Origin of the sequence: Lysinibacillus sp. NPDC094403 (assembly GCF_050278745.1) — a bacterium.
Lineage (GTDB): Bacteria > Bacillota > Bacilli > Bacillales_A > Planococcaceae > Lysinibacillus.
In genome coordinates this window covers 122,963-142,029 of sequence record NZ_JBNNTL010000002.1, presented here as the reverse complement: position 1 = coordinate 142,029, position 19,067 = coordinate 122,963, and the positions used below count along the sequence as shown (strand labels likewise).

17 protein-coding genes and 2 pseudogenes are annotated in these 19,067 nt (G+C 33.1%); 11 read left to right on the top strand and 8 right to left on the bottom strand.

Going from position 1 to position 19,067, the window contains the following annotated elements:
• Positions 1-98: 98 nt before the first annotated feature.
• Positions 99-1,334 carry an IS110 family transposase gene (locus ACQKMV_RS04925; protein WP_427502644.1) on the top strand — a complete coding sequence of 412 codons (1,236 nt, stop codon included), beginning with the start codon at positions 99-101 and terminating at the stop codon, positions 1,332-1,334.
• A 360-nt stretch (positions 1,335-1,694) separates the two neighbouring features.
• Here ACQKMV_RS04925 and ACQKMV_RS04920 read toward each other — a convergent pair whose 3' ends face one another.
• Together ACQKMV_RS04920 and ACQKMV_RS04915 are read right to left on the bottom strand one after the other, a co-directional pair.
• The gene (locus tag ACQKMV_RS04920; RefSeq protein ID WP_427502643.1) at positions 1,695-2,885 is read right to left on the bottom strand and encodes an Abi family protein; all 1,191 of its coding nucleotides are present in this window, start codon (positions 2,883-2,885) and stop codon (positions 1,695-1,697) included.
• A gap of 448 nt (positions 2,886-3,333) precedes the next feature.
• Positions 3,334-4,587 (bottom strand): MFS transporter, encoded by a 1,254-nt coding sequence (locus tag ACQKMV_RS04915; RefSeq protein ID WP_427502642.1) that lies wholly within the window; start codon positions 4,585-4,587, stop codon positions 3,334-3,336.
• Between the two features lie 747 nt (positions 4,588-5,334).
• Here ACQKMV_RS04915 and ACQKMV_RS04910 point away from each other — a divergent pair.
• A complete protein-coding gene (locus tag ACQKMV_RS04910) occupies positions 5,335-6,114 on the top strand; it encodes an alpha/beta fold hydrolase (protein WP_427502641.1) in 780 nt (259 codons plus the stop codon).
• Positions 6,115-6,400: 286 nt separating this feature from the next.
• On the opposite strand, the pseudogene ACQKMV_RS04905 reads toward ACQKMV_RS04910, so the two are convergent.
• Positions 6,401-6,595 (bottom strand): annotated as a pseudogene (locus ACQKMV_RS04905) (IS5/IS1182 family transposase); the annotation flags it as partial.
• 258 nt (positions 6,596-6,853) lie between these two features.
• Complete coding sequence (locus ACQKMV_RS04900; RefSeq protein WP_427502640.1) at positions 6,854-7,387, bottom strand: dihydrofolate reductase family protein; 534 nt, start codon at positions 7,385-7,387, stop codon at positions 6,854-6,856.
• A 100-nt stretch (positions 7,388-7,487) separates the two neighbouring features.
• On the opposite strand from ACQKMV_RS04900, the gene ACQKMV_RS04895 reads away from it, so the two are divergent.
• Both ACQKMV_RS04895 and ACQKMV_RS04890 read left to right on the top strand, forming a co-directional pair.
• Positions 7,488-8,432 (top strand): helix-turn-helix transcriptional regulator, encoded by a 945-nt coding sequence (locus tag ACQKMV_RS04895; RefSeq protein ID WP_427502639.1) that lies wholly within the window; start codon positions 7,488-7,490, stop codon positions 8,430-8,432.
• 94 nt (positions 8,433-8,526) lie between these two features.
• Positions 8,527-9,560, top strand: a pseudogene (locus ACQKMV_RS04890) (DUF418 domain-containing protein).
• Between the two features lie 228 nt (positions 9,561-9,788).
• On the opposite strand, the gene ACQKMV_RS04885 reads toward ACQKMV_RS04890, so the two are convergent.
• Both ACQKMV_RS04885 and ACQKMV_RS04880 read right to left on the bottom strand, forming a co-directional pair.
• Positions 9,789-11,291, bottom strand: coding sequence for a serine hydrolase domain-containing protein (locus ACQKMV_RS04885; RefSeq protein WP_427502638.1), 1,503 nt, complete (start codon positions 11,289-11,291; stop codon positions 9,789-9,791).
• A gap of 322 nt (positions 11,292-11,613) precedes the next feature.
• A complete protein-coding gene (locus ACQKMV_RS04880; RefSeq protein ID WP_427502637.1) occupies positions 11,614-12,306 on the bottom strand; it encodes an SDR family oxidoreductase in 693 nt (230 codons plus the stop codon).
• Positions 12,307-12,730: 424 nt separating this feature from the next.
• Here ACQKMV_RS04880 and ACQKMV_RS04875 point away from each other — a divergent pair, with 424 nt between their 5' ends.
• The 4 genes from ACQKMV_RS04875 to ACQKMV_RS04860 all read left to right on the top strand — a co-directional run bounded on the left by ACQKMV_RS04875 (position 12,731) and on the right by ACQKMV_RS04860 (position 15,321).
• Complete coding sequence (locus ACQKMV_RS04875) at positions 12,731-13,819, top strand: hypothetical protein (protein ID WP_427502636.1); 1,089 nt, start codon at positions 12,731-12,733, stop codon at positions 13,817-13,819.
• A 5-nt stretch (positions 13,820-13,824) separates the two neighbouring features.
• A complete protein-coding gene (locus ACQKMV_RS04870) occupies positions 13,825-14,214 on the top strand; it encodes a hypothetical protein (protein WP_427502635.1) in 390 nt (129 codons plus the stop codon).
• 125 nt (positions 14,215-14,339) lie between these two features.
• On the top strand, positions 14,340-14,675 hold the full coding sequence (locus ACQKMV_RS04865; protein WP_427502634.1) for a hypothetical protein: 336 nt from the start codon (positions 14,340-14,342) through the stop codon (positions 14,673-14,675).
• Between the two features lie 478 nt (positions 14,676-15,153).
• On the top strand, positions 15,154-15,321 hold the full coding sequence (locus tag ACQKMV_RS04860; protein ID WP_427502633.1) for a YjcZ family sporulation protein: 168 nt from the start codon (positions 15,154-15,156) through the stop codon (positions 15,319-15,321).
• 329 nt (positions 15,322-15,650) lie between these two features.
• Here ACQKMV_RS04860 and ACQKMV_RS04855 read toward each other — a convergent pair whose 3' ends face one another.
• Positions 15,651-15,938, bottom strand: a complete 288-nt coding sequence (locus ACQKMV_RS04855; RefSeq protein WP_427502632.1) for a condensation domain-containing protein — start codon at positions 15,936-15,938, stop codon at positions 15,651-15,653.
• Between the two features lie 448 nt (positions 15,939-16,386).
• On the opposite strand from ACQKMV_RS04855, the gene ACQKMV_RS04850 reads away from it, so the two are divergent.
• A complete protein-coding gene (locus ACQKMV_RS04850) occupies positions 16,387-17,208 on the top strand; it encodes a DUF2785 domain-containing protein (protein WP_427502631.1) in 822 nt (273 codons plus the stop codon).
• A 315-nt stretch (positions 17,209-17,523) separates the two neighbouring features.
• On the opposite strand, the gene ACQKMV_RS04845 is transcribed toward ACQKMV_RS04850, so the two are convergent.
• Positions 17,524-17,820, bottom strand: a complete 297-nt coding sequence (locus ACQKMV_RS04845) for a hypothetical protein (protein ID WP_427502630.1) — start codon at positions 17,818-17,820, stop codon at positions 17,524-17,526.
• 140 nt (positions 17,821-17,960) lie between these two features.
• On the opposite strand from ACQKMV_RS04845, the gene ACQKMV_RS04840 reads away from it, so the two are divergent.
• Positions 17,961-18,197 (top strand): hypothetical protein, encoded by a 237-nt coding sequence (locus ACQKMV_RS04840; RefSeq protein ID WP_427502629.1) that lies wholly within the window; start codon positions 17,961-17,963, stop codon positions 18,195-18,197.
• Between the two features lie 569 nt (positions 18,198-18,766).
• A complete protein-coding gene (locus tag ACQKMV_RS04835) occupies positions 18,767-19,048 on the top strand; it encodes a hypothetical protein (protein WP_427502628.1) in 282 nt (93 codons plus the stop codon).
• The last annotated feature ends 19 nt before the right edge of the window (positions 19,049-19,067 follow it).

The window sequence follows — 19,067 nt, the reverse complement described above, 5'->3', positions numbered from 1 at the left end:
CTGGTTGGGACAATGATCTCGTATAACAAGCGAAGCTATGACACTACAAAGAGGATTTAGGGGTTACCGGCAATTATCATTTTGAAGGAGGAATTATAATGAATCCAGTCATCGGTCTGGATGTAGCAAAAGGTGAAAGTCAGGTTCAAGCTTACTTGGAAAGAAAGAAGCCCTACAAGAAAAGTTTCAAAGTAAAACATGATCTTGATGGGTTAGCTAGTTTATTAGATTTTATTAAAGAATTAGAAGATATTTCAGGAGAGCGTCCCCCTCTTGTTATGGAATCAACAGGCCATTATCACACACCAATTGTTCAATATTTTGAGGACAAAGGCTATTTAATAATTATCGTAAACCCACTCATCTCTTATAAAGCAAAAAGTTCTAGTTTACGAAAGGTAAAAACAGATATCATTGATGCTAATCATCTCTGCGAGCTGTATTATAAGGAGGATTTAGAGCCTTATAAAAAGCGTGGTATCCAACTTGCTAACTTACGTAATCTTACGAGACAGCACGATAATATTACAGGCATGTTTGTACAAACTAAACTACAATTTCAGGCAGTTTTAGATCAAATTTTCCCTGAATATAGTAATGTTTTTGGAGACTTATATTCGGATGTTTCTTTGAAAATACTACATGCATTTCCTACTTCAGAGGATATATTGAAAGCCAATAATGAAGTATTAGCAACTAAAATAAAAGAATTCTGTAATTCTCGTTCTTTACAATGGGCAAACAAACAGGCTGAAAAGCTAATGACTGCAGCAGCTCAAAACCCTTTTCAGAAGGCTTTATATTCTAGTCTTACCCTAAGCTTAGATATGTATATTAATATGCTCTTTGAATATAAAAAACATCTATCCATGCTTGAAAATGAGATAGATGCTTTATCAAAAAATATTGAAGAATCTAAGATTATCCGATCAATTCCCGGTATCGGAGAAAAAATCGCTGCCACGATTATATCTGAGATTGGGGAAATTGAAAGGTTTAATCATCCTAAGAAACTAGTCGCATTTGCCGGTCTTGATCCAAGTGTCTTTGAATCAGGTACATTCAAAGGTACTTACAACCGAATAACCAAAAGAGGCTCTAGCAGACTACGGCAAGCTTTGTATATGGCTGTTAAATGTGCTATTCGTGACTGTCGAAAACAGAAAACAACGGATGAAATCCTTCCTCGTAATAAGAAATTACGGGCGTTTTATGATAAAAAACGGGAAGAAGGAAAACCATTTAGAGTAGCTGTAATAGCTTGTGCAAACAAACTCTTACATTGGATTTATGCACTTTTAAAAAGCAAAACTTCTTTCCAAGACTTAGCTTGATTTAACAATTTAACTAATTAGACCTGAACTTTCCAAATCAAGTATTTGGACGGTTATTTGGTATACACAAATTTAGTATAACATGATATTTTTATTATTTTTAATGAAAATTATTGACAACTATTTGCTGGTTTGTTGAACAAAAATCGAACAGAATTTTAAAAAAACTATATTACAAATAATTAATATTTTAATAAATCTCTAAAACCTATATATAATACAAAACCATCCTTCCCGATTAAGGAAAGGATGGTTAAGGACTTTAGCAAGCTGCAATAGCTTGACACGCCGTCTTGGCTACACGTTATTTTATGTATTTAATTTAACATTTATTCAGAAGGAAATCAAGTGAATTATTAATTAAATCCATTCATATATATTGAAATTCCCCATTCTATCAAATAACTTAGTAGCTAAATTTAGTCGCCCAGTCCGACTTAAAGTGTTATAAAAAGCCCAAACATATTTTTTAATATTACTTAAATCTACATATAAGCGTAATATCTTCAATGTGTCATATAATTTAATTATATACTGACTTCTAAGAGGTTTTAAATTTAATTCGGATATTAGTCGTGCATTAATTGGGGTTCTACTAGACGTTCTAAATCTATTTACTAATTCAAAGTGAGCACAAGTATTTCTCAGTTCTTTTAAAATAGCAATAGAATTTAAAAATTTCTCTTTATCATTAGGCTTTAAATTGAAATTCTTTAATATTTCATTAAATGTCCTATTATCCAAACCATACATTAAAACTAAAAGATCATTCATCATTAAAGGCTTAATCGTTACCCAAAAGGGAGGATTATTATATTCATTTATATAATTGAACTTTATCTTACAATCATCTATATAATTAAGTCCATATATTCGTTCGTTTCGGATATTAATTGTAATCGATATAGGTGTACCAGATGCAGTGGTAATAGACCTAATTTGTTGTAATAAGGCATTTTGTCTATGATTTTTATAAGTTAATTTCCCATTAACTATTTCTCTTATTGGAGTCGAACCAAATCTTCCGACGAAGTGACCTTCTAATACAGTTTTATTATTTTCAAAATTTACTTTTCCATTAAAAGTTCCTCTAAAGTGTCCTTCAAAAAAATAGTTCTTAAATAAACGATGTTTTTTAAAATCACTAACATATTCTGCCGGACCATCAGTATTGCCAGGAATTTTATAACAATTTATATCAATATAATTATTATTTTCTACCAAAGTAGAACAATTATTTTTTGAAAAGAAATATGCAATAGAGGTTTTCAATTTTGTTTCGAATTCAGAAATTTTATAAAGTAACATACTTGATAACTGTAGATCAAATTCATATAAATCCATAAAATCTTGGAAATTAGTATTCGTATATTTTTTAGGTGGATTTTTAGGGTCATCAAGTAATAATGTTTCAAAACCATTTATAAGATTGAAATAACTTTTGTGCATTAGCTGATTTTTAGTATCTTGGAGATTTGTAAATTTCACCCCTCGTTCCTTTAATAAACGTATTTGTTTGTAAACATTTCGAAATTCTTTATCCTGTGGCAATTTTATTCAACTCCCTTTAAGAATATTATACTAGTTTTAGATTCTTATTAGTAAATAAGCTGTAGATTTCAATTCAAATGAAGTTTTCCCCATTAGTAATAAAATATTTTCTTCTTTCGAAAGGTTCGAAAAACGGATGTGAAATTGTTTAAACTAATAATTTTTCCAAGGCGTCGTTAGGTATATCAGTTCATAAAAACCTTTTATTTCACAATTTGGCCCTTTAGATGAAGAAAGACGCATTCCTTATTAAAGTAATGCGCCCTTTTGTGGAATATTAAATAGTGATTTCTGCCTTTTGCTTGTTAAACGCACCCGTTAGCACAATAAGGGGACTCGTCAGATTTATGCGGATTTACAACGATAAGACTTCAATTTTTATACATGATTTTATTCATCAAAGACGATGGTGCAACATTACTTCATTTACCTTTATTAAATCCATCATTCAGTTACTTTTGGATGAAGCATAAATTGGACTGATTTTATCCATTGCTACTCCTTGTTTTTTATATTTAAAAATAAACAAGCCATTGACTAATAAAACCAATGATCCAAATGCCAAGGCTGCCATAGAGTTCCATTCAGAAATCAAACCAGATAGTATATTCGCTAACATTGCTGCAATTCCACCTAAAACGTATATGGAACTTCGAACCCTGGCGATCAAATGGTCTGGAGTAATGCCCTGTTGAACAGTTATCTGAACAACAAATGCCATAGAAAGTGCCCCATCAAAGATTATCATTCCGAAACACATGACGATAAATGAATTTGATATCAATAATAATATTCCAAATGAAGATAAGATCATTAAAGTACTGAGAAAGTATAACCAGTTTGCATTTTTAAATTTGTTCATTATAAGTACGCCAACGACATTGCCTATACCAGCACAAGATAACAGTATTCCAATATACTCTTCTGAAAAATGGAGAGTATATTTAGAATGAATGATAACACTAAGCACAATAAAACTGGTTGAAAATCCGAGTACCAAAGCCGAAATCGTCGATACAATTTGAGCTCCATTAGCATAGAGGTACTTTACACCTTCTTGGGAATCCCGAATGAAACTCTTCAGTTTCTGTTTTCCCTTCATGTGCTTATCATCCGTTTCCTCACTTATATTTCGGTATTTTATAAGTGAAATAAATAACAATGAAATAAGTAATAAACTACCACAAATAGTTAAGGTAATGTTCGGGCCATATTTCGCAAGTATAATTCCACCTAAGGCTGGACCAATTAAGGTTACAATCGCATCAGCAGCTTCTAATGAATTATTAGCACTTAATAAACGTTGCCTCCCAACAATTTTAGGTACCATAGCTGAAAGGGCAATATTTAACATCAATCCTACTAAACCCATGAAAAATAATATTGGTCCAATAACAAAAAGGCTCGTTATATCGATTGTTATTAAATATGCCAATAGAAACAATAATATAGCATATATTAAATTACAGATCGAAGAAATCAAAACAAGGTTCTTTTTCTCAATCCAAGTACCTATTGGAATAGAAAAAAACACGGAACTAATTTTCTGAAATAAAAGCACTAATGAAGTCATTAATGGCGATCCAGACAGACCCAATATGATAATAGGTATGATTAGTTCGCGAAAACGTTCACTTAGAATTTTAGATATATTATGAAACCATAACTTCCCAAAATCAGCATTAATCATTAAATTATTCAACTTGAACACCTCTATAAAATTTGATTTACCACCTTCCTCTTATTTAAAATCTGAGTAATCAATCTACTATACTCATAGCATATCCTCCTTACAAAACTTCATATATATATATTATTACATAGAATATTCCTTAGAATCGATAATACTATATATTTGGATTTATATTTCCCACTCTTATTCAACAAAATGGCCTGATTGTTGAACAACAAGTTAAAAACACTCTTCAACTAAACTCCACCGTTAGTTGAACCTTAAGATTTTTACATTTCTATATAAATAGTTATTAACGCTAAAATTAATGCTCCAACAATACCAGCACCTAAGTGAATTAAAATCTTGTATCTCAGCTTAGTTTCTAATAAGATATATAACTCAAAGGGGAAGCACCTTTTCTTTTATTGCACATTTTGTTCGTACTGTGAATCAAGCTGTTTTCTTGTATTCGATATCCATGCCGTCATATAGGTCAGGAATTACATGATTCAATGCATCCATTCTAGCAATTGCAAAATGAAAAGCTTCAGGAGATATGTTGTTGCAATCGCTAACCAACTCTTCTATGTCTGAGCAAGCAGTTGAGGCATCATACTCATCTATTCCCTCACTTTTCTTTTTGCAACAAGGTAATCATTCATCAGAAACTTCTTCGCACTATCTAAACTAAGTTTAACGCCAAAATTAGGCATACACTCTTCCTTGGTTGAATATCTTAATGGGAATTACTTTTTCATAATTGGGGTGATACACTTGGGATACTTTGTAACTGTCGAACCAGGCGTCAACGTATTTATAGAGGACATTAATCCGAAGGGAAATAAAACGATACTTTTTATTCATGGATGGCCGCTAAACCATAACCAGTTCGAATATCAGTTCAACTTCCTTCCAACGCTTGGATATCGTTGTATCGGAATGGACTGGAGGGGATATGGCAATTCGGATAAACCTTTTAGCGGGTACAGTTTCGATAGATTAGCAGATGATGTCCGCATGGTCATCGAGGCGTTACAGTTAAGAAACATAACCCTGGCAGGACACTCTACTGGAGGCGCGATCTCGATCCGTTATATGGCTCGTTACAAAGGGTATGGGGTATCTAAACTCGTCCTGATCGACGCTGCCTCTCCATCTAGTGTTCCAAAAGAATTTACAAATAAAATCATCGAAGATACCAATCATGACCGACCGCAAATGCTGCAAGACCAAACGGGGATTTTTTTCTTTCAGTATATTTCCAAACCGAAATCCGATTGGTTCGTTTTAATGGGATTAAAAGCTGCGAATTGGGCGACTTCCGCCATTATGGTCACACTCAGAGATGAAAATGTATACAACGATCTGGGTCAGATCGATGTACCCACATTAATTATTCACGGAATTCATGATAAAGTCGTTCCGTTTACTCAAGCTGAGGAAACAAATAAGCTGATCAAAAATTCGATGCTTGTTCCTTTCCAATACAGCGGCCATTGCGCTTTTTTAGAGGAGCGCGATAGATTCAACCAATTATTATCTTCTTTTGCATAACGACTCAGAATAGCAACACCGTCGCCATTTTATTCGTAAGCGTCAAATAGCCCCCACCTTAAATAGATGAGGGCTAATTTATGTTGATTTATGATTTAAATATGCGGCAGGCAACGGCAGTAGCCGATCCAGTTCTTCCGGATCTTTCGGGTCTGATAACAGGCATAACTACTTCAAAAAATGTTTTTTCAACAAGGTAATTTTAACGGGGTTCCAATGCCCCCCGATTTAACGCAAGAACAGAAGAACGCCTGGATGCAGCAAGCCCCCGTTAGCTGAATAAGTTAGCACACAGAATAATTTTTAACATCATTCGCGGGTGATAAGCTGGGCAACCCGGGCTTCGAAGAAATGAATCGAATGCTTCATTTGGAATACTTTCCACTAAATCATGGATGGCATAGGCGATATCATTTTCTTGAAGTTTTATTTCTAAATCTAACGGTAAAATAACTTGATTCATGTTATAATTTTTAAACATAAGGACACTTCTTTCTGATTAATTTTTGTGTGGTAACTTTAATTTTATCAAAAAGTGTCCTTTCTTTTTATCGAAATTTATATGTTCAAATACAAAGCCCGGAAAACTTTACTGTTCGTAAAATTTTCCGGGCTTCTTACTATATTTACTTTTTCTTGAGGTTTTGTCCCAGCCTTTTTCTTATTAGGTTCTTATGGGATAAATGTATATTTAACTATAGTAGACTAATTATTCTCTATTCCTATCCCCTTATATAAATCATTTAGCCTCTTTCTTCACCTTATAATGCATTTGTACCATTTGCCCATAGCGTTGTGTATTGACTAACTTCAAATCTTGATATGGATTATGATCCTTAAACAATGGAATTCCAGATCCTAAAAGATGCGGTGTAATCGTTATAATTATTTCATCTATTAACTGTTCCTTCATAAAGGCATCGAGAATTCCTGCTCCGCCGACCATCCATATTTTAGAGCCTTCCTGTTCCCTTAATTCTGTTGTAAACGCTACAACGTCTTCATTCACAAACTCAACATGTTCGTTTTTACCACTTTGTGATGTTGTGAATACATAACATTTCTTATCGGGATATGGAAAAGACTCAATATGGTCTACAACCCAATCATACGTTCTTTTACCCATAATAATGGTATCAATGGATTGATACATGTCTGAATAGCCAGCATCCCCTTCCCCCTCTGTTTCTTCTAGCCATTGTAAATCATCATTCTCTTTCGCAATAAATCCATCCAAACTAGTCGCAATGTATAAAATGATTTCTCGTGACATATCGTCATCTCCTTTTCTCTTTTGTAAAACGCATGAACAATCTCTATAATATACACAAAACATGACAACTACTGACATGATTAAAAGAAAAGGTGAAAAAATGTCAAAAGCAAAACGTTTATTAGATATTCTTCTGTTTGTGAGTGCAAAAAAGAAATTTACTGCACAGGAAGTTGCTGATGAATTCAATATATCGATTCGCACGGTTCATCGATATATTTTAGATTTAAGCGATATGGGCTTGCCTATTTACGCAGAACAAGGACGAAACGGTGGCTATACTGTCCTCACAAGCAGGGTTCTTCCCCCTATTTTATTTACAGAAGATGAAGTGGTTTCGATTTTCTTTGCGTTTCAATCACTGCATTATTATCGTGATTTACCTTTTAATACGGAAATTAAATCCGCTTCTCATAAGCTTTATGGCTCGCTTCAGGAGGAAGCGAAGCGGAAAGTGGATAAACTTCAATCCTACATCTCGTTCTGGAATCCTAAACGAGCGATTGAAACCCCTTTATTGAATGCCGTTTTAGAGGCAGCCATTGCAAATAGAAATCTTCATATTCAATATGAATCCAAATCAGGTACAACAACGAAACATATTCACCCAATTGGTGTTTATGCTCATGATGGACTGTGGTATATGCCCGCCTTTGATTTCACTAAACAAAAAATATTACTGTTTCGTGTAGATCGTATTCATTCCATCGTAGACAGTGAAGAAAACAAAGAGGAATTTTTAAATTTGGAGGAGTGGTTTGGCAACACCTACGAGATTAAACAGCCCATTCGTTTACATGTACTATTATCAAGGGAAGGTGTACGCCAATGCAAAAGCGATCCAAACCTTGGAGATTTTGTCGTCATAACACAAGATGGCGCAGGTTATATAGATTTCATGATAGACAAAGGTGAGCTTAATTTTATTAGCCCCCTCTTTTATCGTCTTGGAATGCATGCTCAAATTGTAGAACCTAAAGAATTAATCAATATTTTACGACAGCAAGCAAAAGAAATCTTATCTATGTATCAAGAAAATGATTAATGTTATATAACGATTTTGTAAGATTAGCGTAACATTCATCGCTACTACTATTTTAGGAACTTCTATATAGTTTGTGAGTGAGGAGGAGAGTTACATGCAACCAATTGATTTAAACAAAAGAATTGATACATTAGATTATTTAAGGGGATTTGCTTTATTAGGAATTATATTAGTAAATATTCCAACACTCATGTGGTTTGAACCATCTACAACTGTTGATCTTACGTATCATAGTTTTTTAACGCTTTTTGTGGAAGGGAAGTTTTTCTCCATTTTTTCATTTTTATTTGGTGTAGGCTTTTATATTTTTATTTCCCGTGCAAAAGCTAAAAATGAAAAAGTTTCTTTAGAAGAATCATTTTTTTATTTTTATTAGGACTTGTGCATTTCTATTTCCAACTAGGAGAAGCGTTAACCATCTATTCGATATTTGGTCTGATAGCATTACCATTTTACAAAGTTCGTAAAGAAATAAACTTAACTATAGGACTTATATTGTTAGCTGTGTCAGCTTATTATGGAAACAAACTTGCTATGCCGTTTCCACTTATTTTACTTGGGTTAACGGCCGGTCAGTATCGAATTTTTGAAAAAATCAATGAAAATCGGAAAAGCTTATTTGCCTTTACAATTATTATGTTCTGTATTAGCATCGGTGGATTGCTGTATCAATCGCATTATTTTCCAGATTCAATAGTGAACTATAACAATATGTCAGCAAGTGAAATTGAAGAATTTGAGACAAACTCTTTAAAATTTGCTGTAATCGGGATGCAAATTAGTCCATTTGTATCGGCGTTTTATGTGGGACTATTAATGCTTTTACTGCAACATTCTTTATGCCAATTTTTGCTTTCACCACTAAAAGACTATGGCCGAATGGCTTTAACAAATTATTTAGGACAAACAGCGCTGATTTTAATAATAGCGAATGTCTTTCACCTTAAAATTCAGTTGATCCAATCTCTATGGATTTGCATAGGCATTTACATTTTCCAATTACTATTTAGTAAGCTTTGGCTAAAATTCTTTAGATTTGGTCCAATAGAATGGTTGTTGCGCATGGGCACATATTGGACAGTACCTACAATGCTAAAAACTTCTACTAATTCTAAGAAACGCTCCTAACCAAAAAAACTTAAAAATGGCGAATACCTAACAAAAAGCTTTTTTCCTTCATAAAATAGTAGTGTACCCAATTCGCTTCCAACTTGCTCATGCGTTGGGCAAGAAACACACCCTCATCATTACATTTTTATTTTGGTCACTTTCCGCTTAGGAAAAGTGGCCTTTTTTTCGTATAAAAAACCGACAGAATCATTAAGATTTGTCGGAATATCAATTTCTAGTTTTATTTCAGGGTGTCCTAATGCACTTTTTCGTAAAAATCTTCACTAATCCCAATAAACAATAAATCACACCCGACACAATAACACTATAAAATAACAAAGTGATTGAAGTTGGCCCCCATACTTTAGCAAACTCCCAATTCGAGCCACCCGCTAAAATTTCCGGTAACATAGTGATAAGTGCAAAAATTATTGCAACACATAATAAATGAATAAATAATAATAAAGTCCTTTTCATATTTAAAGTAACTTTAATTCGTTGTTTTTTAACAATTTTACTCAATGTTGTTAGCAATAGAATGCTTAAAAACATACCAAAACCTACAACAATAACGCATAGAAGTGAAACAATTTTATCCAACTTTTGAAGGTTGTCTGAATGAATAGTATCAACCGTCTTCCCTTCCCATAAATCCATTACACCTTGACCTATCGCCGTTGTAAAGCTCGAGTTCATATTGGATAATATAGCCACTCCTAATTGTTCATCAGGCTGCATAATAAAATAAGATGTAAATGTTGGATTTTCACCGGCATGAAATAAATACTGTTTATTGTCTTTTTCAATAACTCCCCATCCACTAGCGTAGTATGTATCTTTATCGAAAGGCTCCACAGATTGATCTGGGATATGCGATTCTTGAATAATTTTTTTATCAATCGAATAAATTTGGCTATTTCCTAACTGAAGCTTTAACCATTTTGCTATATCATTTATGTTACTTATAATATATCCAGCAGGTACATTTCCACGGTAGATAGGTGGTGTGTAATTCTGCTCTCTCATCAGTCCTATTTTATACCCTGACGCCATCTCATTTGATTTAACTTGATGAAGCCCAACAAATGAATCCTTCATATTAATCGGCTCTAATATATGCTCTTTGATATACATATCAAAGGGTTGTTTTGAAACCTTTTCAATAACGAGGCCCAAAACATCATAATTGAGCGTTGCGTATTCATATGAACTACCTGGTTGTCTATTTAATGGCTGATCGAGCAATTTTTTTACAGTCAACTCAAGAGCATTCCTTTCGTTACTTTTAGGGATATTATATATAGTGCTAGTAGCTATCCCACTTGTATGATACAGTAGCTGATTAATAGTAATTGACTGAGGCTTTCCATTATATTTTAACTTTAACCATGGGATATACTTTTGGACATCATCAGAACGTTTTAGTAAGCCTTCCCGCTCCAATTGTAGAATGGCTAGTCCTGTGAATGCTTTCGATGTAGAACCAAGTTCAAATAATGTATTAGAGGTAACAGGTGTTTTTGACTGAACATCGGCATATCCAAAGTTTCTTTCATAAACCGTTTTCCCCTTCTCTACAATAACTAAAGATATCCCTGGAATTTTACTTAGCGCCTTTTGCTCTTTCACAAATTGATCAATCTTTTGAATTTTTTCATTTGAGTCTGCATTTACTATTGTTGGCGTTAAACTAAATAAGGCTACAACCATAGCAATTATAAACATATAGATTTTTAATGATGGTTTCATTTTCATTTCTCCTTTAAGCTAGTACAAGGTTAAAATCCCTTAACTACACCGTTAACTTTAACAAGCAATTAGTACCTTAACCATCGTTTTACATGACTAAAAACATCACAACATGACAGTTTTGTAACGTACCGTTAAAGGACGTTACTTGATAATGAAGACTACCGGAGAATGGATCTTGAATAAACACAAAAGATCAGGTTCCCATTCTAAAAAATGAGAGCTGATCTTTTTTATGATAACTATTTAGATTTATATTTCTGTTCTAAAACCTTTCCCAAACTGATACTCTTAATGGTTGCTGAAACGAAAAAATGTGTTGTTATCGTTTGTTTTTAATAACTACTTCAGTTACAGCTAACGCTTTTCTTGGTTTAATATTTTCCATAATAATATCCGCAATATCATTAGGATCCATTAATGTCTTAGTTTTTTCCTCAGGGAATATCCCGTCCCAAAATTCGGTGCTCATACCACCCATGTATACAGCACATACATGAATAGATGTTTCGCTTAATTCTAGTGCTAGACTCTCTGTAAATCCTCGTACACCAAATTTACTAGCACAATAAACAGATTCCGTTACTTTTCCTTCTAGACCAGCTGTGGAAACGATATTGACGATCGTTCCTTCATTTCGTTCTTTCATACCTTTTAGCACTTCTTGTGTGCAAAAAATGGTTCCTTTTAGGTTAATATCAATCATTTGATGAACTGAATCCTCATTCAAGTCTTCAGCTTTATCAAAATAGCCAACACCAGCATTATTAATGAATAATTGAATGGATCCAAAATCCTCTTGGATAGAATGAATTACTTGAGCGACCATTTGTTTTGAAGTAACGTCAACCTCATAAATAGAATAGCCATTGGTTAAAGCTTTAGCCGTATTCTCAAGCTTTGATTTCGTTCGACCGAGTAAACAAATGTGATTGCCTAAAGACGAATATTTTTTAGCAAGTGCTGCACCTAAACCACTGCCAGCCCCTGTTATAACAACGATATTTTTGCTCATATTGATCATCCTCTCTCGCAGTTAATTATACCAGAATAGGAACTCTTATCAATAAAAAGGAACGCGTTAAATTGTATCATCTCCCCTGCTCTATTCAATTAAATACAAAACGATGAGAGCACTTTATAAATGCATCTACTTTTGTGGAAGCTAACATAAAAAGAGTTGAAGATGATACCTAAAAATTCGCTACTCCCTAATCAGTAGTAGTAATTTCTTTTAAAATCACAAGACACAGAATAGACCTAAAGAACTATATTAATTTTTATTCATTTCGACTCATATACGCTCCCATTCATTCATATTTCCATGTCAATCGACACTTTTATGTTATTTTCTGGGTATTCAATACATATACTATTATATTTATAAATAAAGAGACATACTTTCATCGAACACGGAATATAATTCTGGAGGGTGTTAAATGAATACAATTAAATCTTTAATTTTCCCCCAAGACTTGAACAGATTAAATAAAACTCTACTCAAAGAGATTTGTAATAAAATGACTTTAGAATCTACTGGCAATGTAAATGAATTAGCAAGTAGAGTTTGGGACTCTTTTGAGCATATAGATGGCGACGTACTTAAAATGATCAGCAATAATATTTTCTCTGGAGCAGTTTCATTAGCTTGGTACCAGGCGACAAATAATACTGGTTTAATAGGATTTAAACAAAGTATTATTGATACTATGCCATTTAACCCATTCGAAACAGTAGTTACTCCAATTTGCGAAAATGTTCCTATTGATCCTACAATTATTGCTGCTGCTGAAATTGAAGGTTCTAAAGCTTATTATTTAAGATTTATTCATAGAACAGGTGTTAATGTTGATTACTTTTTAACTAATCGAAGAGAATACATTAAGCACGAAATTACAACAGTTTATATTGATGAAGAAATGGGGATAATTGAAGTAAGAGCAAGTTCAGCTATTGCCAAAAAAATTATTGCTTGGTTAACTAAAATTGTCGATGAAGAATATGAATTTAAACAGTATGATTTACTAGAGAAATATGGTGGTACACTTGAGTCTTTAGCTGATACCCTTCAAGGAAGGCTAATTGATGCTACAGGTAGACCAGCAGGATCAGTCAGTACATTTGAAGAAACACAGGGTCAATCAATTGTGAGTATACTTTCTGCAATTGACGAATACTATACTAGTGGAGAATTATCAATTCTTGAGCAAAATTTAAATAGCGAAGATATTACCGGCATTTTAGAAACAACACCTTTTACTTTGTTACTTTTAAGTGGTCTTGAAACAATAGGATTAGGTAGTATTAGAGAATTACGAGGTTTACCATTATACAATTATTTAGAACCTTATCTATCCAAACAAAAAGGATCCATCTTATTTGAACATAGTGTTGATGGCGTGAAACAAGAATATTCTATTCGAATCGGCGTAAATACTAAGACATTTAAGTTCAATGTATTTGCGTCTGAACCTGTATTGGATTATATTAGAGAAAAATTGATTTACCAAATTTATTCTGCGAGGTAAAAGTATTGAGCAATTTAAAGCCATGGGAAATTTCTCAAAAAATAGATAATGCACTTGAGGCAATTGCTATTAGTAAAATGGATAAATTTTACCATAGTTATATTGCAAAAATAACTAACTTACCTCTTGGAGTAGTTATTGATACATTATCTGAATTAGAAAAAAAAGAAGCGCTCGTTATAAAATTAGAATTTCACTGCGAGGAATGTAGTAGAAGTATTTTAACTGCTAATAAATCTGAACTTGAAAATATTGAGTCCATTCCTTGCAAGTATTGTGGTACAGAAAACTGTTTTGATCCTTTAAATGCTATTCCAATAATCGAATTAAGTGATGATTTCAGACAAAGTTTTTCAAAAAAAAAATTAATAACAAAAAGGAAAATGTCGGGTTAAGCTATCAAAATAAACCTGAGAGCTTAAGAGAAATTATCGATATTTTAGCCCAAGAAAATTCTGATCAATTATTAGACAAAGTTTCAAAGCTCGGGAAAGTTACTATTATCTTAGGAGATGGTTTTATGGGTGATTCTAGTAAATATGGTGGTTTAACTTTCGGAGAAAACAAAGGTAATATAACTATTGAAAACAATGGCACACTCAATCAAGGGATAGCTAGCAGCTTGCCTAATGACATTATCAATGCTTTACAACAACTTCATGAAGAAATTCAACATCTATCAGACGAACAACGAGATATTGCAGAGGCTAATTTTGAACTCCTTCAAACTCATATAGAAAATGGAGATAAAGAGAAAGCTAAAAAACCATTAGAGAAATTAACTAGTATACTAGGTGTTATTAGCTCTATTGTCTCGATCGCTTCTGCCTTAGGACTTGGAATTCCTTTAAAGTAATTATAATTTATTGTTTTTATATCCCACTAAAATGAAACATTTTAGTAAATAAAGCCTGAATTCAGAGCTGTAGCGTGTGATAACGCTGCGGCTTTTTTATTCACCTATAGACAAATTCACTACACAAAAATGTAAACTACATATATCGTATCTATAGGAGCATAAAAAGACATATTACTTTTTCTCCTCTATGGATCACTGAAGCTGGACCAGCGTTGATCCTTTTTAATTTTTCAAAGGCAATAAACTATACAAATATAGCTATAGCGTCATATAAATAATAATGTAAAACACAATTACCTTTGTCCTCCTTTTTTGTAATAAGGGTCACTCCAATCCCAAGTGACCTTTTTTATTGTCTTATCTCACAAAAAAATAATGGATTGACTAATTTTTAATCCTATAGCGGAATGGATGAATATCCCACCTATTCTCTACAGCTAACATATTATATATTGTGGAAAGGAGGGATATTTTTATGGGATACTATGGAAATTTAGGTAACTTTAATAATTGTTATTCCTATGGCTGTGGTTGTGACGGTGGCTATAACCGTGGTTCTGGTTCAATATTCGCTCTAATCGTTGTTCTATTTATTCTTCTAATTATCATCGGCGCTACTTTCGTAAATAGAGATAACTGTTAGCATATCCATTTAGGTCTACCTGCCTTTCGCAGCTCTTTTATGACAAAGGGTCGCTCTCAACCTAGTGACCCTTTAATCGTTTCTTTTCTCATAATGTTCAGTTAATGATTTCAATCGTGAAAATGTTTTATGCCATAAAAAATAGGCATCCAATCAAAAGATTTTCTGCCCATATATTGAGACACACTTTTGTGAGTATTTTACTTGCAGAAGATGTTGCTTTTACATAGGTGGCTAAAAATAGCGATTCAAAAATTCATAAGCAAATTTTCGACTTATTAGACATTTTGGACATTTAAGACGGCGAGCTATTTGTAATTGTTATACTATCAGTAATAAAGTGGCAGATCGATTTCTTTCAATACAATTTGTACAGGGTTACTTAACTTTTCCCATTTATAAATAGAACGCAAACCATCATAAGTGCTAATCAAGTGATGCCATACTCTTTCAATCTCTTTATCAGTTATATCTCCTCTAATTTTTAGGACAACCTGTTCCATGTATTCGCTCGATTTAGGATCCATCTGATATTTAAAGAGTAGTCCTTGCTGTGTAGGTGACAACGATAATATTTCCTGAATATTGTCTTTTCTTAATATTTTATTATTTATCAAGTAAACCATCCTTTTATTTTGTAGTGAATTTCAGTTAGATCGATTGTAATTATTGCTTCAGTAGATGTTCTTCACACCCAAAATTTAAATTCCATTAGTTATTGAGATTTGGATTAATTTAATTTAATATACAAATAACAACTCACTAACCATTAACTTATAAGGGAAATTCTGAAATTTTTATATGGGTTCTTTATCCTAAAATCGGGTGGGAAAGTTTTTTAGATAGCAAGTTTTCGTATAAAATACAATCGAAGGAGTTGGAATTTTGTGGATTTTATCAGGAAATAAACCGCTTGGAAATAATTTATTCCTTTCTGCTACTGCGGATTGTCTCTGATCCTATCTGTACCTTATAGTAAGGGAAGAAGGGTACGGAAGAAGCTGTATAGTCAGTAGAAACCCTTGAAAAAGTTAGTTCAGAAAATTTCTAGTAGGAGCGTGTAAAATGAATTTAAAAGAAAAGTTGATATTAATAAAAGAAAATGGGTACCAAGCACCCCCCGATACATTCCAGTTGATACTAGAAATGATAAATAACATCGGTTCTTTGGATGCCCAACTACGTGATGAGCTAATTTATACAACCTTATCACATTGGATTCCTGATAATTCTCTAACAGCAAACGAACTAGAACAACTTCTACCGGTTGTTTTAGATAAAAACCATTTGCTTTTTAAGCTTGGTGAAACAAATACAGACTCTGTCTTCACTCGATCTTTCTCCATGCTAGTCATACCGCTCCTCTTCATGAGGCATAGAGAATCACCATTTCTCTCAAGAGAGCAAATTCATCAGATAAAAGAGAAAGTATTTTACAATGTACAAGAAGAGCGAGATTACCGTGGTTATGACGAAGAAAAAGGCTGGGCTCATGCTATAGCCCATGCAGCAGATGCTTTAGAAGAATTGGCTCAATGTTCCGAACTGGATAAAAATGACCTCTTAACTATCCTCGATTTGGTTTACGAAAAGATGACCATAACAGATCGAATTTACTCCGATGGGGAAGATGAGAGAATGGTAAAATCCATAATTAGTGTTTTAAATAGAAAAATACTTAGTCAGACTTATGTAGAGCAATGGATTCAAAGTTTTGGTGATGTGGAGAAAAATTCAGAATTTCTCCCTGCCTTTAAGCAAAAAAATAATATAAAGAACTTTTTGAAAAGTTTATACTTTCGAGTTAAATTTTACAAAGTGGATGCCGTTCTCTGCTCGACTATCGAGCATACATTATATAAAGTAGAAAAAGTATACTATTCCTAATTAAAAAAAATGAGGGGAAAGCACCCGCACTTGTCCGTCTCCACTTCAAATGTGGTAACAGGCAAACAATAGCCCTCAGGGGACATTTTTACTTCACACTTTTCACAGAAAATTTGATTTGCGTGGATTCAGATGGATCTCCGTTCTACATGGCGTCAAAGGAACGTTGAGGGTTAAAATTATCTTTGAAGCAAACGTATGCAAACCTACAATAATTACGGGGGGTTATCTTTTGTTTCTCTTCAAAATAGTTTCGAATAAACCGTGTGCCGTCGTTCATGAATTCTTTAAGTAGTTCACGGTGTCGGTGGATAGCTATTTTTGAACTTTTTGCTTAGCTTGAATAAACGTCGGTTTTTCCGGATTAAGCCAAACTTCTTCTACCAGACTCCAATCACTTGTAGCCCCTGACCAACGACTAGGGAGATAATTCCCTCTAACACCTTTTCCCAGATAGCAGCTTGTGTAAAAACTTGTGTAAAATGAACCTGTCTGTGTGTAAAATGTGTGTAAAATAATTTCGATTCTTATCATTGTATCCACCATCCAACGATAATCCTTTAAAGCTTGTTCAATTTGATTTTTACTCATTTCTTTTTGCCCTTGTTTCATAGGTTTGCCCTCCTACGGTGTGATAAAATATTGTTGTAAGGACCGTCAAAGGGCATAAACCAATTCTGAGCTGTAGCGTCTGCAAACGCTGCGGCTATTTTATGATATAATTTACAAAAAATACATACTGAGGTTACTCAATGGATATATTTTCAGGATTATCAATTGGCGGAAGTCTACTATATTTCATTCCACCAATGCTATTACTACCTGTTGTAATGATAGTATGTGTAGCGATTTATAAAGTCCTATTGGGCAATATTTTGCCAACCAAGATTTATAATTTATTACTTGGCCCAATTGCCCTCCTTGGATTCTTTATTTGGGCTATGCCGATGAATATGGGATTTTATGAGTTTTTTAGAGCGATGTTTTAATCGCTCTATTTTCGTTTAATCCTCATATTGTTCAGTTAATGATTTCAATTTCGCTTGTATCTACATAAAATGAAACTTTTATAACTCTCTTCCGTAAATACATAAACAACCATTTCAATGGAGGTGCCTAAATGAAAGATATTTTTAAAGGGATTCTAGCAGTAATCTTAGCCTTAGCTATATGGGATGGAATTAAATACATATGGAATCTTTTTGTTTAAATACCGAGAAAACAGCCTATCTTTGGTTGTTTTTTCTGTTTGAACAAATGCTTTCAATCTTCTACTGAATATTTTCTTTCCTTAACGCAATACGCTTTTTTCGATGGTTTAAGTATCTTTCAATATCGTTGACTTAGAGTATACCCAAGTATGTGATGTTAATGAAATACAAAGTCTAGTTAATGAAATTTTACCTATTATCGAGAAATATGAATATAAAGAAGACATTTCTTATGTTCCTTTGAAAGCTCTAAATTATGCGTTTGATACAATTATTATTCCAACGCAAACATTTTTATCTTTTGATTTTATTAATTATTAATTCGAGTAACAAGGAGTTAACGTAACATGGAAACACTAACTACAAATGAAAGAACTTATATAATTAAATTTATTCCATTTGAAGACAAATGTGGGCTGAATGAAGATGGAACATATGACATAGCCTACAGTGGTCACTATATTGATATTCAGTTTAACGATGAAATATTTGATGGAAAAATATATGAAGAATCAAAATATAAAATCTCTTTTTTTTCTAGTCCTTACCCTTTTTTTGGAGTAGATATAGAAATGATAAAGAAATATTTTCAGGAAGAACATGGGGTTCAGGAATTTTTATTTTCTTGACATAGACAGCGATGAGGGT

Coding starts and splice junctions, on each gene's coding strand:
- ACQKMV_RS04900 (WP_427502640.1), bottom strand. CDS start 7,387: ATGTCACGAGAAATCATTTTATACATTGCGACTAGTTTGGATGGATTT.
- ACQKMV_RS04875 (WP_427502636.1), top strand. CDS start 12,731: ATGAATACAATTAAATCTTTAATTTTCCCCCAAGACTTGAACAGATTA.
- ACQKMV_RS04835 (WP_427502628.1), top strand. CDS start 18,767: ATGGAAACACTAACTACAAATGAAAGAACTTATATAATTAAATTTATT.
- ACQKMV_RS04845 (WP_427502630.1), bottom strand. CDS start 17,820: ATGAAACAAGGGCAAAAAGAAATGAGTAAAAATCAAATTGAACAAGCT.
- ACQKMV_RS04925 (WP_427502644.1), top strand. CDS start 99: ATGAATCCAGTCATCGGTCTGGATGTAGCAAAAGGTGAAAGTCAGGTT.
- ACQKMV_RS04850 (WP_427502631.1), top strand. CDS start 16,387: ATGAATTTAAAAGAAAAGTTGATATTAATAAAAGAAAATGGGTACCAA.
- ACQKMV_RS04880 (WP_427502637.1), bottom strand. CDS start 12,306: ATGAGCAAAAATATCGTTGTTATAACAGGGGCTGGCAGTGGTTTAGGT.
- ACQKMV_RS04865 (WP_427502634.1), top strand. CDS start 14,340: ATGGGTGATTCTAGTAAATATGGTGGTTTAACTTTCGGAGAAAACAAA.
- ACQKMV_RS04885 (WP_427502638.1), bottom strand. CDS start 11,291: ATGAAACCATCATTAAAAATCTATATGTTTATAATTGCTATGGTTGTA.
- ACQKMV_RS04895 (WP_427502639.1), top strand. CDS start 7,488: ATGTCAAAAGCAAAACGTTTATTAGATATTCTTCTGTTTGTGAGTGCA.
- ACQKMV_RS04860 (WP_427502633.1), top strand. CDS start 15,154: ATGGGATACTATGGAAATTTAGGTAACTTTAATAATTGTTATTCCTAT.
- ACQKMV_RS04840 (WP_427502629.1), top strand. CDS start 17,961: ATGGATATATTTTCAGGATTATCAATTGGCGGAAGTCTACTATATTTC.